Annotated in this window: 13 protein-coding genes; 3 read left to right on the forward strand and 10 right to left on the reverse strand. The window is 49.0% G+C overall.

The window, feature by feature from the left end:
- The first annotated feature begins 2 nt into the window (after positions 1-2).
- The 3 genes from ACW9SV_RS21575 to ACW9SV_RS21585 all read left to right on the forward strand — a co-directional run bounded on the left by ACW9SV_RS21575 (position 3) and on the right by ACW9SV_RS21585 (position 4506).
- Complete coding sequence (locus ACW9SV_RS21575) at positions 3-2492, forward strand: GIN domain-containing protein (RefSeq protein ID WP_479558856.1); 2490 nt, start codon at positions 3-5, stop codon at positions 2490-2492.
- Positions 2493-2737: 245 nt separating this feature from the next.
- Positions 2738-3529 (forward strand): nuclear transport factor 2 family protein, encoded by a 792-nt coding sequence (locus ACW9SV_RS21580; RefSeq protein ID WP_479558857.1) that lies wholly within the window; start codon positions 2738-2740, stop codon positions 3527-3529.
- Between the two features lie 152 nt (positions 3530-3681).
- Positions 3682-4506 (forward strand): hypothetical protein, encoded by an 825-nt coding sequence (locus tag ACW9SV_RS21585; protein ID WP_479558858.1) that lies wholly within the window; start codon positions 3682-3684, stop codon positions 4504-4506.
- 90 nt (positions 4507-4596) lie between these two features.
- Here the strand turns inward: ACW9SV_RS21585 and ACW9SV_RS21590 are convergent, their stop codons facing one another.
- The 10 genes from ACW9SV_RS21590 to ACW9SV_RS21635 all read right to left on the reverse strand — a co-directional run bounded on the left by ACW9SV_RS21590 (position 4597) and on the right by ACW9SV_RS21635 (position 15269).
- Positions 4597-6021, reverse strand: a complete 1425-nt coding sequence (locus tag ACW9SV_RS21590) for a CCA tRNA nucleotidyltransferase (protein ID WP_479558859.1) — start codon at positions 6019-6021, stop codon at positions 4597-4599.
- Positions 6022-6231: 210 nt separating this feature from the next.
- Positions 6232-8928 (reverse strand): T9SS type A sorting domain-containing protein, encoded by a 2697-nt coding sequence (locus ACW9SV_RS21595; protein WP_479558860.1) that lies wholly within the window; start codon positions 8926-8928, stop codon positions 6232-6234.
- 467 nt (positions 8929-9395) lie between these two features.
- Complete coding sequence (gene nudK, locus ACW9SV_RS21600; RefSeq protein ID WP_479558861.1) at positions 9396-9980, reverse strand: GDP-mannose pyrophosphatase NudK; 585 nt, start codon at positions 9978-9980, stop codon at positions 9396-9398.
- Positions 9981-10153: 173 nt separating this feature from the next.
- Positions 10154-11548 carry a pyridoxal phosphate-dependent decarboxylase family protein gene (locus ACW9SV_RS21605; RefSeq protein WP_479558862.1) on the reverse strand — a complete coding sequence of 465 codons (1395 nt, stop codon included), beginning with the start codon at positions 11546-11548 and terminating at the stop codon, positions 10154-10156.
- A gap of 97 nt (positions 11549-11645) precedes the next feature.
- Entirely contained in the window at positions 11646-12152 is a 507-nt protein-coding gene (locus ACW9SV_RS21610; RefSeq protein WP_479558863.1) for a DinB family protein, read from the reverse strand.
- Between the two features lie 45 nt (positions 12153-12197).
- Positions 12198-13076 carry a PhzF family phenazine biosynthesis protein gene (locus ACW9SV_RS21615; RefSeq protein WP_479558864.1) on the reverse strand — a complete coding sequence of 293 codons (879 nt, stop codon included), beginning with the start codon at positions 13074-13076 and terminating at the stop codon, positions 12198-12200.
- A gap of 33 nt (positions 13077-13109) precedes the next feature.
- The gene (locus tag ACW9SV_RS21620; RefSeq protein WP_479558865.1) at positions 13110-13625 is read right to left on the reverse strand and encodes a DoxX family protein; all 516 of its coding nucleotides are present in this window, start codon (positions 13623-13625) and stop codon (positions 13110-13112) included.
- Positions 13626-13666: 41 nt separating this feature from the next.
- Positions 13667-14020, reverse strand: a complete 354-nt coding sequence (locus ACW9SV_RS21625; RefSeq protein ID WP_479558866.1) for a SnoaL-like domain-containing protein — start codon at positions 14018-14020, stop codon at positions 13667-13669.
- Between the two features lie 129 nt (positions 14021-14149).
- Complete coding sequence (locus tag ACW9SV_RS21630) at positions 14150-14734, reverse strand: Crp/Fnr family transcriptional regulator (protein WP_479558867.1); 585 nt, start codon at positions 14732-14734, stop codon at positions 14150-14152.
- Positions 14735-14780: 46 nt separating this feature from the next.
- A complete protein-coding gene (locus ACW9SV_RS21635; protein ID WP_479558868.1) occupies positions 14781-15269 on the reverse strand; it encodes a RidA family protein in 489 nt (162 codons plus the stop codon).
- Positions 15270-15485: the final 216 nt, after the last annotated feature.

Below are 15485 nucleotides of genomic sequence, written 5' to 3' on the forward strand. Positions count from 1 at the left end.
CCATGAAAAAGAATATAAGTGTCAACTTGCAAGGCATGATCTTCCACGTGGAGGAAGACGGCTACGAGATGTTGAGTCAGTACCTTGCCGCCATAAAGTCGTATTTCTCTACCTATGAGGGGCACGAGGAAATTGTGGCAGACATTGAGTCGCGTATAGCGGAGATCTTCTTCGCTCGCCTGAACCCAGGCAAGCAGGTCATCACCCGCGAAGACGTGCAAGGACTCATCTCCCAGATGGGAACCATCGCCGACTTTGAGACGGTGGAAGCCGAGGAAAACGAAGCAGCCTCAGCCAAAGCCCAGGCCAATTCGGCTACGCCCCCTCCCTTTGAACCAGCTCCCAAAGAGCAAAAGCGCCTTTACCGTGATGTGAACCGCAAGGTTCTGGCGGGAGTAGCCTCAGGGATTGCCAACTACCTCCAGATGGATCCGCTTTGGGTAAGACTGGCCTTTGTAATTTTAGTGTTAGGGGTGCCGTTTACGGGAGGCTTTACCTTATTTGGGGTAATTCTGTACGTAATTTGCTGGGTTGCTTTGCCTAAAAACGAAGCTCTTCCTGAAATTCCGGTCCGTAAACTTTTCAGAGACCCGGTAGACAAAAAACTGGGTGGGGTAGCCAGCGGGATGGCCATCTATTTTGGGGCAGACGTAGCCATCATCCGGTTGCTGTTCCTGCTGCTTTTCCTGATCGGTGGTTTCGGGTTGATCCCTTACATCATCCTGTGGATCGCCGTCCCAGAAGCTAAAACCATCACAGAGCGAGTGCAAATGCAGGGAAACCCCGTCACGCTCTCCAGTATAGAAGAATCAGTTAAAAACAACCTGAACATGCAGGACGCTAACGGGCAGGAGAGCACCTTAGCCAAAGTCCTTTTGTTCCCGGTACGTTTGGTGTCGCAGGTGATCCAGGTCCTGTCCAGGGTACTGAACCCCATCTTGGGGTTTCTGGTAACGTTGGTGAGAGTATTTGCAGGTCTGCTGATGATGGTGGTAGCCGGTGGTTTTATGATTGCCCTGCTTACCTCTCTCATGATTGGCATCGGGGCGCTAGATCAGCCTGAGTACTTTAATGTGGGCAACATCCCGGCCGGGACTTTCTTTAATGCGGTTCCGTCCTGGTTAGTTTGGGCTGGTTTCTTTGCAGGCTTTATCCCGGCGTTGCTTTTGTTTCTGCTTGGGGTTGGCTTGTTGGCGAAGCGGTTCTTCCTGCGCCCTGCTGTGGGCTGGCCAATGTTGGGAGCTTGGCTTCTGGCAGTAGCGGCCTTGCTGAGCGGTATCGCCTTGACAGCTCGTCAGTTTCAGGAATCTGGCCAGTATGCGGCTGAGCAAACCTTCCCTGCGGCACCGTACAAAACCATGGTCTTCAACATCAGAGACACCAACCACGGCTACGGCCACCGCATGAGCGTGAAGCTGGAAGGTTACAACGGTACTGATGTGAAAGTAATCCAGACGTACAAAGCCCATGGGCTGAACGAGGAAGACGCTATCAGAAACGCTCAGATGATCTCCTATAAAATGGTGCAGCAGGACTCGGTACTTCGGTTCGATGATGCGTTCACCTTCAAGCCAAATGCCATTTTCCGTGATCAGGACCTACAAATCAGGGTGCTGATACCAGAGGGAAAACAGATTCGCTTCTCTGAAGGGTTTGCCAACCATTTCTCGCACGAAATCACCAACGGCGAGTATTATTCAGAAGACCTGGCCGGCAATACTTGGCAAATGAAAGAGGGTCGTTTGATTTGCCTTACCTGCAGCGTGGTAGACACCACTTCTGGAGCAACCACCAGAGGACCAGTTTCTGGCTTAGGCGATGACATGGCTGTTTTAAACGACGATTACTCAGGTATTTCCAAAATCTACAATGTGCGCGATTTCACCGAGATTGAGGCCGGAGGCGCTTATCACATAAGAGTTCGGCAGTCGTTCCGCCACAGTGCCCGGGTAACCGGCTCAGAAGCGGAGTTGGAGAAATTGCAGCTACGGGTGCAAGACGGCGTCTTGAAAATCAAGCGTGACAGCGAGTTCTTCCGGTTATGGGATGGAAACAAAAGCCCTGTCCTGATTGAGGTGGAAACCCCAGACCTGTCTTTGGTAGACATCAGCGGCGCTGCGAAGGTGGAAGTGGTTGGTTTCGCGCCAGAAGAATTTACCATCCGGCAATCTGGAGCCAGCGAAGTAGCCATCAGCATCAGCACCACCCGCTTAAACATAGACCTGAGCGGGGCTGCCAAAACCAATTTAAAAGGCAATGCCGACCATCTTGTTGTGGATGGTAGCGGTGCCAGCAGAGTAGAGGCCTCTAAGTTGGTGGCGCAAACGGCCGAGGTGGACGTGAGCGGAGCCAGCAACACGGTAGTAAATGTGCAGAAACACCTCCGTGCCTCCGCTAGCGGCGCCAGCGACATTCAGTACCTGGGTGCCGTGCAGCAAGATCAAATAGAAATGAATCAGTCTGGGGGCTCCCACGTAAGCCGCCGCAAATAAATACTGTTTAGGGCTTGGTTTACAGAAACCAGGCCCTAAACGGCAAGGAAACCAAAAGCTCTCTTTCTGGATTTCTTGAGAAGCTTTTGTTTGGGGAGGACGCGCTACTGGCAAAGTCCTCCTTTCTTTCCTCTCTTAAGTTTTGGCTTCTAAGTTGCTGCTTTGCTTTGACCGCATTCGGCCTTCCTCTCCTCACGTTCCAGTGAGCCTTACTTGCCGCTTAGATTTCAATACCAATTCTTCTTATGAGAAAGCAGATTTTAGCCGTAACCTCCTTGGTTTTAGCTATGTTTTTGGCCTCATTTTCCCAAAGCAAGGCCCAAACGTCCTCACCCTCTCTCCATAAAACCATTACCCACCTAGACAGCCTCTTCTGGGTTACCTACAACCAATGCGACACAGAGCGCATGAAACAGTTTATCTCAGAGGACCTGGAGTTCTACCATGACAAAGGCGGCATCACCTTGGGGCAGGAAGGACTCCTCCAGAGTGTGAAAACCAACCTGTGCGGTAACGAAAATTTCAAGGTCAGAAGAGAAGCCGTGGAAGGGACCATCAAGGTGTACCCTATGTTCAAGGGGGAGAATGCCTACGGGGCCATTGTCTCCGGTGACCATTACTTCTACACCCATGAAAAAGGCAAGAAGGAAATCAGGGCGGGTTTGGCTAAGTTCTCTAACCTGTGGCTGCTAAAAGACAGCACCTGGAAAATGACTCGCATCTTGAGCTATGATCATGGCCCGGCCCCTTACCTCAATACCAGAAAGGCCATCACCCTTCCCACCAACTCGTTAGACCGTTTTGCAGGAACTTACGCAGGCGGCAAATCTGGGGAGCTTACCATAAAAAAAGAAAACAATGCCCTTTACCTGCTGACCAACGGACAGAAAATGGCACTTCACCCAGAAACCACCAACCGCTTCTTCGTGCAGGAACGTGACCTAACCTTTGAGTTCGTCAAAAACAAAGAGGTATCCAAAATGGTGGTTCGGGAGAATGGCGAAGTGGTGGAGGAAGCGGTGGCGCTTAGAAAGTAGGGGTGCTTAAGAAAGCATCGGTTCTACGTGCAGAGTATGTGAATTTCATTTTTCCTCTTTTGAAAATCAATTTAAAGGTAAACACGATGAAACCTTTTCTAAGCCAAATCAAGATCTTCTCTCTACTGCTTTTCTCTTCTAATAGTATGAGTATGGCACAACCTTCTTCTTGCGAGTGTGACACCAGATTGCTCTCTTATAAAAACTGGAAAGAAACCACCTCTACGCAGTGGAATTTGTCTCTGGAATCATCAGAAGGTGGCAATTTGCAGTACATTGGTGCTTTCCATTCCACAGACCCTACCCACGAGCAGTTTGCCCAAATAGGCATGACCTGGGATATCCAGAAACCAACTCTGGTCTTTTTTGAGGGACCCAACCGAGGCATTTCTTCCTCAGAGGATGAAACCATCAGGGAAATGGGAGAGTCGGGATACGTTAGGTTTCTGGCTCAGGCTGATGGCGTAAAAACCCAAACCCTAGAAATGTCGCCGCAGGAGGAGGTTGATCAACTGATGGAATCAGGGCGGTTTGGCAAAGACCAGGTAAAACTGTTCTTCATCCTGCGGGAGGCCAGCCGGTTGCGCGAACGAAAAGGATTAAATGAAGAACAGTTAAAAGCAGCCATCGCTCAGTTGCTTGTCAAAGCCAACCAGATGATCAAGGGTTTTGATGAGGTAATCCCTGATGTGGCCGCCCTGCAGGTAGCTTACCAGAAATACTGGACCACGCCGGCAAACTGGTGGGAGGCTCCCGCCAACTGGTTCGACCCACTGGGAGACGGGCAAAAGACCGGCGGGAACTTCACCAATGAAATTAACCGCCTAACTAGCGAGAACCGAAACCGACACATGTACCGGCTGCTAACAGAGGCGGTTCTCAGAGGGGAAAGGGTGCTGGCAGTAGTAGGCCGCAACCACGTACCCATGCAAGCCGAGGCCTTGAAATGCGCGTTGAGCAAGAGACCCAAACTTTGAAAACAAAGAGAAGCCGTTTAGCCCTGTTTTCTTTTAAACCAGGGCTAAACGGCTTCTCTTTGTTATAGATTTTCCTATCAGTACCTGCTATCAGGAAGACACGGGTTCTAGCCCCAATTTTTTTCCTTGCTCTAATAAGAAGGCAAACGCCTGATCGTATTCATTCCGAATTTCACCTTCCAAAATGGCTTCGGTGATGGCATTTTTAAGAGTACCTACTTCTTTAGACGGCGAAATCCCGAAAGTCTGCATGATCAGGTCACCGGTGATCACCGGCTGGAAGTTACGCAGGCTGTCCTTCTCCTCTACTTCTTTCAGTTTCTGCTCTACACGCTCAAAGTTCTGCAGGTAGCGCTTCACCTTGTCGTTGTTCTTGGAGGTGATATCGGCTTTGCAGAGCTGCATGAGCAGGTCAATGTCATCACCGGCCTCAAACAACAGCCGTCGTACGGCAGAATCGGTGACGGTTTCCTTTACCAGCGCAATGGGCCGCAGGTGAAGCCGCACTAATTTCTGCACCATCTTCATGTGGTCGTTGAGCGGCAATTTAAGATCAGCGAAAATCTTGGGTACCTGGCGGGCGCCGCGGTCTTCGTGGCCGTGAAACGTCCAGCCTACTTTCTCATTGTAGCGCTTGGTTTCCGGCTTGGCAATGTCGTGCAGGATGGCGGCCCAGCGAAGCCAGAGGTCATCGGAGACCTCAGCCACGTTGTCCAGCACTTGCAGGGTATGGTAGAAATTGTCTTTGTGCGAGTTCTTGTTGATGGTCTCCACGCCGTGCAGCTTCACCATTTTTGGGAAAATAAGGTGCAGCAATCCGGTCTGGAACAGCAGCTTGAACCCGTAAGAAGGCTTTTTGGAGAGCACGATCTTGTTCAACTCATCGGTGATGCGTTCCTGCGACACAATCTTGATGCGCTCTTTGTTCTCCCCGATGGCGTCAAACGTATCAGGGTCAATATCAAAATTTAATTGAGAAGCGAACCGGATGGCACGCATCATGCGCAGCGGATCGTCTGAAAAGGTAATACCCGGCTCCAACGGTGTTTTGATGTTTTTGCGCCGTAGGTCCTTCATGCCCTCGAACCGATCCACCAACTCCCCAAAGCTTCCTTCGTTCAGGCTGATGCCCATGGCGTTGATGGTGAAATCGCGGCGGTTCAGGTCATCTTCCAGCGTCCCCTGCTCCACCTCGGGTTTGCGAGAATCTGATCTGTAGGACTCTTTACGGGCACCCACAAACTCCACTTCCCAGCCGTCCTCGGTTTTGAGCATGGCCGTCCCGAAGTTCTTGAACACGGCTACTTTGGGTTTGTTAGGCAATTTACTAGCCACACGTTGCGCCAACTCAATGCCGCTGCCAATGCAGACCACGTCAATGTCTTTGGACGCCCGCTTCAAAACCAAATCCCGCACAAAACCGCCAATGACGTAGGCTTGGGTATTCAGTTCACGGGCTGCTTCAGCTACCAAGGAGAAAACTTTATGGTCAGGAAGAAGGATATCAGGGGTCATAAGCTACAGGGCATCAAGGGGCTTCTATACGCAGTACCTTCTTTTGAAGGCATACTGTAAAACCGAGCCGCAAAGGTAGCGGAACCCTAAGCGTTTGGCAAATCAAAGGCTTTCCTGTTTTAAGGCAGTTTTAACGCAACCAAGCTCAAATCAGGAAAGGCTTTGATTTCTCATGTACAGGTCCTTCCAAATGATGGAAACGCAGCTACCTTATTGAATGACCAACCGCTTTTTTATCTCCCCTTTTTGGGTTTGAAGCTGCAAAATGTACAGGCCTGCGCTCAGTGACGGCAACGAGATTTGCTCCTGCACCTGATTAGCCTTTACGGGAAGTTCCTGGTGCCACAGAAGCTTGCCGGTGCTGGCATAAATCTGAACCCGCACGGAGGTTCCTTCCACCTCCGGCATAGAAAGGAAGAACTTTCCGGTATTGGGGTTTGGGTACACCTGAACATGAGCATCAGGTGTTTCATGGGGTATGGAGGTAACCAGGGCAGTGGCAGTGTTGCTAAAACCAGAGAAAAGGGCGCCCTTCTTAGCTCTAACCCGGTACACATACGTGGCTGCTTTTTGCAGACCGGCGTGCAGATAAGAGGTAGCATTCAGCGGCAAGGTGGCCAGCAGTTTGAAAGGACCATTATCAAAAGAGGCAATTTCCACTTCATAGCCAGTCTCATCAGAGGCAATATCGGTCCAGGTCAAGGTGACTTGGGTAGTGGTGCTGGCCGTGGCGGTGAGACGTTCCGGTGTGGCTGGCAATACTGGGGCCGGAGATTCCCCGAATACAAATTTCTGCACCTGCTGCAGGGAGGAGGTTACATAAGATACATTCGTTTTCTTCAGGAAAATCTCATTGTTTGGTGTGTAGATGATTCCGTTGACAAATGCCTCGGGGGAAAGGTGGGCATCAAAATCTGGCATTACTTCCCCCTCTGGATTTAACTTGACTAGATGGTTCCTATTAAATCCGTTTATGGAGGTGAAGTAACCTCCCAACAGCACGGAATTATCAGGTAAAGGAGCAACACTCGTGAGGGCTTGTGAGGAGTTGGCTACCCCCACCTGGTAGTTTGTTTCTAAAACCCCCTCAGAAGAATACCTGTACAAGCGATAAAGGTCAGAGGTAGTGAATTTACCCGTGACCAGAATCTTACCGTCGGGCTGAATGGCCATGTTGGTATGCGCACTGTACACCTGGTCATCTAATACAAAGGTATTGTCTAAGGAGCCATCTGGGTTGAGGCGGAAGATGTTCTTACTGCCTATGGGTTTATTCATGGCATCTTTGAACACCAGCAGCCCTCTCACAAGAATTTTCCCAGTTGCATTAGGAGCCTGAAACATCTGCGCTACACTGCGGGCTTCTCCTGCCTCAAATTGGAACGCCTCGTCAACCGAGCCATCAGTATGCAACCGCACAAAAGCCGGACGGCTCAACCCCTGTATGTTATCAAAGTACCCAAACATGACCAACTGTTGGCTAGGCAACACCAGCAAAGCACTTATGTTAGGAGCTTTATTAAGGTTTTGGTTAATGCCCACTTTAAAATCAGGGTCAACCGTTCCGTCCTGTTTAAGCCGAATCAGGCCTTTGTGGCTGGCTCCGTTCACGGTGGTGAAGTTGCCGGCAACCAAGATTTTCTGGTCCTCTTGCAGCACGAGGGCATTCAGGATAGTATTAGCCGAGCCCGAAAAAGTAGGGGCAAATTCTAGGTCTAGCGCTCCGCTGGGCAAGATTCTAGCTAAACCATCGCGTTTCATTCCTGCCACTTTACTGAAGGTTCCGTACAGCAAGAGGCTTCCGTCTGCCTCCCGTACAAAGTTGGCACTAGTCTCGTGGTGGATTTCAGTTTGATAGGTAACGTCTTCTTCCCCATTTCCAGCAAATCGGAGCAGATGTACGTACTCACCCGTCTGTGACTTGTTTAGGTTAGCGGCCAATAGAAACTTCTGGTCAGGCAAGCTCACCAGGGAGGTGATGCTGGTAGCAGCCCTGTTGAAGGTAAAATTGTTGTCAATCTGACCAGTGGAGGTCAACTTAATAACCGGACTGCTGACCGGCTGATCGTTGAAGTATCTAAAGCTACCTCCCAGCAGCATACTCCCGTCTGGGAGCAGTGACATGGCGTGCAAGTAGTTGTGCTGAAAGTTGCTGTACTCTCTCAGCAACGGGAAACCAGAGTCAACACTTCCGTTGACATTGAGCCTGCCCAAAAAGTAAGTATAGTCTGAGTTATCTAGCAGCATTGGTCTTACCAGCATTTTCCCGTCGGGTTGAACGGTAATAGACCTGACCACGCCACTAAGCACGTTTGAAGAAAAGGTCTGATCCAGGTCGCCGTTGGTCTTTACCCGAACCAACCCCGGCGCATCGTACTCTACAAATGTACCGGCCACCAGAATGCCCTTGCCTTCTTGCTCAGCGAGGGTCATCACATAATACTCAGGGTCTAAATCAGGCACTTCGGGCAGTTGAAAACTGAAAGAGTGATCTAATGCGCCATTGCTATGGTACCGGAGCACTCCTTTTCGCTCTGCTCCTTTTGCCTTCACCGAACCCCCAACCAGAATCTTGCCGTCCTTCTGCACCAATAGGGTAGTTAAGAAGTATCCATTCGTAACTGGTTCCAGTTCAATCAGGAATCCTTGTTCAGGGCTTCCGTCTTCCTCCAGCCGGATGATGACATTCTTTACCTGCCCATTTTCAGTTTCCAAGCCGCCACCTAGCAGTATTTTCCCGTCGGGCTGTCCGGCCACCGCATCTACCCTGAACTTACTGATATCAGCAGAAAAACTGTGGTCCAGGCTTCCATCTGCCCGCAACCGGGCAATCCTGATTTTGGGACTACCCTCTACTTGCGTAAAATTACCCAGAAGCAGCACCTTGCCATCCGGCAGTTTAGTCATGGATGTTACCGTGCTGTTAGTGAGAATCTGGGGTGGTTGGAAAGATTGGTCAACCACCTGCGCTTGCAGGCAATTGTGACAAACCACTAGGAAAACAAGCAGGAGGAAGATATTTCTACCTACAAGACAACGTAATGGAAAATGAAGGATCATACCTATTTCAGATCTGCGCTTAGATTATATATAGAATGATTTCAATGCTGCCCTTTCCCCCTATGTCAGTTGTAAAGAATAGTAGGTTTCTTGTTTTTATTGGAGGTGCAATCAAATCAGGTAGAGCTTGAGCGAGGAGTCATCTAAAGCGGTAAAGGTGCCGTTAAGGAAGGGTTTATTGCCTCGTTTCCAGTAAGTCAGGGGAGACTGAATTTTGCTCATTCAGAAACCTGAGTTCTTGAATGCTCAGGTTTCTGAATGGAGAATTGATAGCTTCTTTAAAAGCGGGGATTTATATGCTTACCTAGCTGATATCACGATCCTACTAACTGATGAAGTTTGGCCCATTGCAGCAACATAATTGTCTTCCCATCTCTTATTTCGCCCGAAGAAATCATTCCATAGGCCTGGTCGAAATCTAGTTCAAGTACTTCTATGTTTTCCTGTTCTTCCTCTAAGCCGCCTCCGCTGCTTACTTTCATTTCATTGGAATATTCTCCCACAAAGAAATGCAGCATCTCTGTAACAGAGCCTGGCGACATATAGGCTTCAAAGATCTTTTGCACTTTTGATATCCGGTAACCGGTCTCTTCCTCGGTTTCCTTTCTGATACAGTCTTCCGCATTGTCTTTGTCCAGCAAACCGGCACAAGCTTCTATTAACATACCGCTGGTGTTCCCGTTCACATAAGTAGGCAGCCTAAATTGTCTGGTGAGCACCACCGTTCTGTTTTCGCGGTTATATAAAAGAATGGTGGCGCCATTGCCCCTGTCATAAGCTTCTCTGCTCTGCGTTTCCCATTCGCCGTTTTTCTTCTGGTATTCATAGGTTACCTTGTTGAGAGTGTACCAATTGTCTGAAAGCAATTCTGTTTTAGTGATTTTAATCTGGTCGTTCATTTTATAGATGTTTTGATAAATTGAGCTTAAAAATGGAAGGAGGAGCTTATGTATAAGCTTGTCCATTCAGAGGCGTCTGTTGCTTCTAGCATTCATTAGTTGTGAGGTGACAATCACCGAAAAAGCAAGGTTGGAGACGTATCACTTCCTGGGATTAACTTTTACATTTCTTCTCAAGAAGCAGCCTGTACCAAAGCAGCCACCGCTGTTTGGACATCTTCCTCGGTTGTTCGCCAGTTTACAAGCGCAGCCCTGAGAGAAGGAATGCCTTTGTAAACCGTTGGCGTGACAAAGACCTTCCCTTCTGCATAGATCTTATCCAGTATTTGCTGGAGCTTTTGCGGCCTGCTTTCTTCGGGTAAAGTGGTAAAGCACACCACGTTCAGGCGAACAGGTGCCGACAGTACAAATTGACCACTGTCTTCCAGTGCTTTGCCCAATTGCTTCGCTAAGCGGATGTTCCTTTCCACTATCTCTTGATATCCTTGCCTGCCGTAAGCCGTGAGGGTAAACCACACCGGCAGCGCCCTGAATCTCCTAGAGTTCTCCGGTCCGAAGTTGGCATAGGTGAAGTTTTCCATGGGATCTCCTAGGTAAGGAGCATTGGCATTCTGAAACGTCTGCACCTGGAGCAGAGCATGTTCCTTCCGGATGAAATACCCCGCGCTGTCATAGGGCACGTTCAACCATTTGTGGAAATCAACGGTGATACTGTCTGCCCATTCCCAGCCGTGCAGCAAATGTTTGTGATCAGGGGAGAGAGCGGCAAAAGCACCAAAAGCGGCATCTATATGCCACCAGAAACGGTACTGTTTTTTAAGTTCTGCTATGGCGAGCAGGTCATCATAGTCTACTGAATTGACAGTACCCGCACTGGAGATCAGAATAAAAGGCTCAAAGGGTGCAGATGTTATACATGCTTTGAGGGCATCAATATCCATTGCCTCCCGTTGGTCCAGCGTTTGTAACAGTTGCACATGGCTGCTTCCCATGCCTAGCATGGCTACGGCTTTGACCGAGGAAGAGTGCGGCACGGCAGCCAACACCTTTACGGGAGAACTGACGCCTTCCCTTGCATAATCCTTGCCATGTTGTTTTCCAAGCCACTGACGCGCCACCGCCAGCGAAGTGACGTTAGACATGGTAGCCCCCGTTACAAACCCTCCGTGAAAGGTATCTGGCAAGCCAAAGAAATTCAACAGCATTTGAATGGTCTGCTGCTCCACTGCGGCAGAGGCATCTCCTTTGCCATGCAGTAGCTGCGTATTCTGATCATAGACCGTGGCCAGCCAATCGCCCAGAATGGCAGCCGGAGTACCGCCCCCGGTGACAAACCCAAAATAGCGAGGGCCAGAGGCAGCTACCAGCAATGGCCTGATCTTGTCGGTAAATGCCTCAATGGCGTCCTTAGCCCCAACCCCATCTTCAAGTAATTCAAAGGAAAGCTCGGGCGCTTGCGGCAGACTGGTTGGAGTTGCGTTTATGTTCTTAAGATAATCTTCTGCGATAGCCGTCACATTGGCCAGAAGAGAAGAGAAATTGGTGGCATCTTGTTCTAGGTGGTGCATGGACTCTTTTGTGATCGTTTGAATGAATAGGACCAAGGTTACACCACGAAAACTGAGTGCAAATCCCTGAATTTTGAAAGGTCAAGCGTACTACGCTTTACCCTATGTTTGATTTGTGTCCACTTTGTTGAAAGGATTGCTCCATTGACTTTATGAGGGTACCGATGGCGTTGTAATGGATTCCGTCATGATGCGTCACGTATTTGATGGCATCGTCTACTGATTCTACTTTTATGTGGTACACCTTTTCTATTTTTTCCACCTTGTTGTACTTGGTAAAAACACCTACCTCTAAATCGCTGGCTACTTGATGGACAGTGGAAATGAGCTGCTGCTTTATGACCTTTATTTCATTTTCAGTCACAAAACCCGAAGGCCTGGTGCCCGGCAGGAAGGGGTAGAAATAATCATCTTCTACTTGCAAGGGCAACTCAGAACTCCTGTAACAAAGGGCTTGCAACACGGCCGTCATGTGCGCCAAATTCCAGATAATGTTGTTGCTGCTCTGTGCCGGAATAAAGTTTAACTGATCAACCGTCAGGCCTTCAACTTTTGTCAATAGATGCTTCCGGAAGTTGAAGATGATTTCTATGTTTTTATCCATGTTTCTGGAAACTGGTTAAGAATCGCGTGGGTTTTCTAATAGATCTTAAAAGGCTACTTCTACCATGATTGTCTTTTTCATCCTCCCTTTCCCTCCAACCAGAAGACTGGTAATTTCACCTGCTTCCTTTACCAACTCTACGGTCAAGAGGCTTGGGGCAGGGATACCCATAAGGTACCCCTGCTCAATCAGAAACTCACTTTTTCCAATGCCCAACACCGCATACAGGTAACAGGCCAGAGGACCGGCAGCCATACCGGTAGCGGCTTCTTCCTCTATGCCGTATCGTGGTGCAAACATGCGTGCGCCAGCATCTCTGCCAGGCTTTTCAGTCTCCAGCGAAAATGGGTATAGCCCCACCAAATCCTTCGCTTCGCTTATTTGCTCTATCAGCAAGTGGTCTGGCTTTAATTGCTTTAGCACTGCTTTACTCCTGAGCGGTACCACTATAAATGAATTACCTGTATTCACCAACATCGGCTTTGCATGAGGCATCAGGTCTTTAGGTTCTACGCCCAATGAAGTCAGAACCGATTTCTCTTCCGCCTGGCTTAAACCATGGAAAGAGGGTTTGCTCTGCTCCATATAGGCCAAGCCGCCCTTCAGGTAAATGGCCCGATTACCATCAATCGTCTCTTTGGAAGACCGGGAGCTTTTTACCTTTCCATGCTGGTGTAGATAGGCAAAGGCTGCAATGGTTGCATGGCCACAATGCGCAATCTGGCGGGTTGGGGTAAAGAAATCCAGCTTGAAGTCTGCCACTGAAGATGCAGACACAAAGGCTGTCTCTGATACGCCTACTTGCCGGGCAATCTCCAGTTTTTGTTCCATTGTAAGGAAATCAGCATCTACCAGAACTCCCGCCAGATTGCCTCCTTCATTGCCATCCACGAAGGCATTGATAAGTTGCACTTCTATTTTCATGGTTGTGATGAATGGTGGTTTAATTACCCGTTATCAAAGCACGGCCACTTCAGCTTCCTGCTTCTGGATACTTGGTACCTCCGGATGACGTGTTGCCTTGTCAGCTTTGGATTTATGGAGAAGGCCATCAATTGATAACTTCCCTCCTCCTATCAAGACCAGCGCCACACTTATCCCAATCCAGAGAAGAAAGTATTCCATGCCTTCTCCGGCCTGATTGCCAAACCAATTCATAAAGAAGCCGTTTTGGATGTGCACACTGAACAAGATTCCTAAGGCCAGAAAAGTGTAGGCCACTGCCAGCAAACGTGTAGCCGCTCCGGCAATCAGCAGCAAGGCTCCCAAAGACTCCAACAAGATGACCAGAAACCCTACCAACCAAGGCAATTGCATGGTGTTGGTAAAGAAGTCCATGGTACCAGTGAAGCCGTACCCACCAAACCACCCGAACAGCTTTTGTGCCCCGTGGGCAAATACAACGGTTCCTAAAAATATCCGCAGCACTAAAGAGGCATAGGATTCTCCTGTTATGAAAGATTGTCTTTTCATTTTCTTTAATTTTTAGAATTGAATGAGGAAATACTGAGGCCTTAGTTGCCGTAAAAGAATTGTTCTTTGATGATTTTGCCTTCGTGCCATTCTTGCACCGATACTTGGGTATAGTTTCTGACGCCCCAGTCTTTGTGGGTGTAATCGTATTGCCACTGCACCATAGTGACGCCTTCCCCCACGGTGACTTTCAAGGGACGGGCTCCCCTGAATTCGGTGATAGAAGAGAAGAACTCTTCCTCGCGTTTGCGGTTGGCAGCTTTGCCTACGGTAGGTTGGGCTTCGTTTTCCTGCATTACTACCGCCTCATGGTAGTACTTGTCGAATGCTTCCAGGGCTTTACCTTGTAAAACCAAGTCATTCAGATCGCTGATGTTTTCTAATAATTGGCTCATAAACTTTGGGTTAATGTGATGCCACAAAGTTCACATAGCGAGGGCTGCGGGGCGATGAAGTAGTTTAAGAAAGGAGGTTAATCTAGTTTAACAAAGCGGGTCAAAGTAGGTGCTACACTAATGAATTGGCTACTGCTCATGAATCAGTTGGCTCCTGATCTTGCTCAGAAACTCCTTGGTGATTCCTAAGTAGGCCGCGATCATGTACTGGGGCACACGTTGATCTATGCTGGGGTACTGCTTCCGGAATTGCAGGTAACGCTCCTTGGCTGGCATACTCAGGTTCTGCACCACCCTTTGCTGCGAGGCAACATAGGCCTTCTGGATTATGATGCGAAAGAAACGCTCCAATTTTGGGACCTGCAGGTAAAGTTCTTCCAGATCGGGGTAGGTGAACTGCAGCAGTTCGCAGGGTTCCAGACATTGTATGTTATAGGAAGAAGGCGTTTGGGTGATGAAGCTTCCCAGATCACCGGTCCACCAGTCTTCAATGGCGAACATGGCAATATGTTCATTCCCCGTTGGGTCAATGTGGAACGACTTCAAACATCCGGAAAGCACGTAGTTTTCAAAGGCGCATACATCTCCCTGCTGCACCACAAACTGTCCCTTCAGGTACTTCCTATGCTTCACCTTTGACAGAATGATCTCCTGCTCTTTATAATCAAGGCTGATGTAGCGGTTAAAGTAGGAAAGTAGTGGGGTTGCATCCATTGCAGCGGCAAGTTAGCTTGAGACAAATCTGATAGGTTCTTTTTGGTTAGGTATGAGCTTGTTCCTGCTCTAGGGTGAAGGTGCAGGTGATGCCTACACAAAAGTTACGGGGCAGCCGGTGCACCCCAAAGATGGCCCGGCTGTGCTGGCCCTTTTCTCCCAGAACCTGTACATAAAGTTCTGAGGCACCGTTGGCTACCAGAGGGCCTTCATCCCACCCTTCAACAGACTGGTAGTAGATGTCTACATGGTTCAGCCCGTTCACCCGGTCAAGCCCTACAAACTTCTCTATCTGGGCCAACGTGTTAAGAGCCGCCAGCCGTGCGGCCTTGTACCCGTCCTGAGAGGTGATTTCCTTTCCCAGCGTACCTTGGTACATGAATTTCTGCCCCTCTATAGGAAACTGAATAGCTACATAGGCAATATTGGCCCTTACGTTAACCGACACGTAAGCCCCTCCTGGGGCAGGGGCAGACGGAAGCGTAATGCCTAGCGAAGTCAGCTTATTTTGTAGTGCCTTAGAGAGTGTTTCCATGGATAAGCAGTTGTCATGTTTGTAAAAAATACCCTTTGGCGACCATTTGACATTGCTGCACCATGAATCACCAATAAGCTTATTATCTGTCCCAACCTCTACGCTCTACTCAGCATACTATTGGTACATGGTAGTGACAACCTGTTTTGCTGATTACCCTATACAAAATCATTCACCTGCACTACACCAGGTATCCTACAGGAAACTGAAATTGAA

The organism is Rufibacter sp. JT20002 (assembly GCF_056491185.1).

What these genes read in the sequence shown, in the direction of transcription:
- ACW9SV_RS21575 (WP_479558856.1), top strand. Translation starts at nt 3, where the DNA reads ATGAAAAAGAATATAAGTGTCAACTTGCAAGGCATGATCTTCCACGTG.
- ACW9SV_RS21580 (WP_479558857.1), top strand. Translation starts at nt 2,738, where the DNA reads ATGAGAAAGCAGATTTTAGCCGTAACCTCCTTGGTTTTAGCTATGTTT.
- ACW9SV_RS21585 (WP_479558858.1), top strand. Translation starts at nt 3,682, where the DNA reads ATGGCACAACCTTCTTCTTGCGAGTGTGACACCAGATTGCTCTCTTAT.
- ACW9SV_RS21590 (WP_479558859.1), bottom strand. Translation starts at nt 6,021, where the DNA reads ATGACCCCTGATATCCTTCTTCCTGACCATAAAGTTTTCTCCTTGGTA.
- ACW9SV_RS21595 (WP_479558860.1), bottom strand. Translation starts at nt 8,928, where the DNA reads ATGACTAAACTGCCGGATGGCAAGGTGCTGCTTCTGGGTAATTTTACG.
- nudK (WP_479558861.1), bottom strand. Translation starts at nt 9,980, where the DNA reads ATGAACGACCAGATTAAAATCACTAAAACAGAATTGCTTTCAGACAAT.
- ACW9SV_RS21605 (WP_479558862.1), bottom strand. Translation starts at nt 11,548, where the DNA reads ATGCACCACCTAGAACAAGATGCCACCAATTTCTCTTCTCTTCTGGCC.
- ACW9SV_RS21610 (WP_479558863.1), bottom strand. Translation starts at nt 12,152, where the DNA reads ATGGATAAAAACATAGAAATCATCTTCAACTTCCGGAAGCATCTATTG.
- ACW9SV_RS21615 (WP_479558864.1), bottom strand. Translation starts at nt 13,076, where the DNA reads ATGAAAATAGAAGTGCAACTTATCAATGCCTTCGTGGATGGCAATGAA.
- ACW9SV_RS21620 (WP_479558865.1), bottom strand. Translation starts at nt 13,625, where the DNA reads ATGAAAAGACAATCTTTCATAACAGGAGAATCCTATGCCTCTTTAGTG.
- ACW9SV_RS21625 (WP_479558866.1), bottom strand. Translation starts at nt 14,020, where the DNA reads ATGAGCCAATTATTAGAAAACATCAGCGATCTGAATGACTTGGTTTTA.
- ACW9SV_RS21630 (WP_479558867.1), bottom strand. Translation starts at nt 14,734, where the DNA reads ATGGATGCAACCCCACTACTTTCCTACTTTAACCGCTACATCAGCCTT.
- ACW9SV_RS21635 (WP_479558868.1), bottom strand. Translation starts at nt 15,269, where the DNA reads ATGGAAACACTCTCTAAGGCACTACAAAATAAGCTGACTTCGCTAGGC.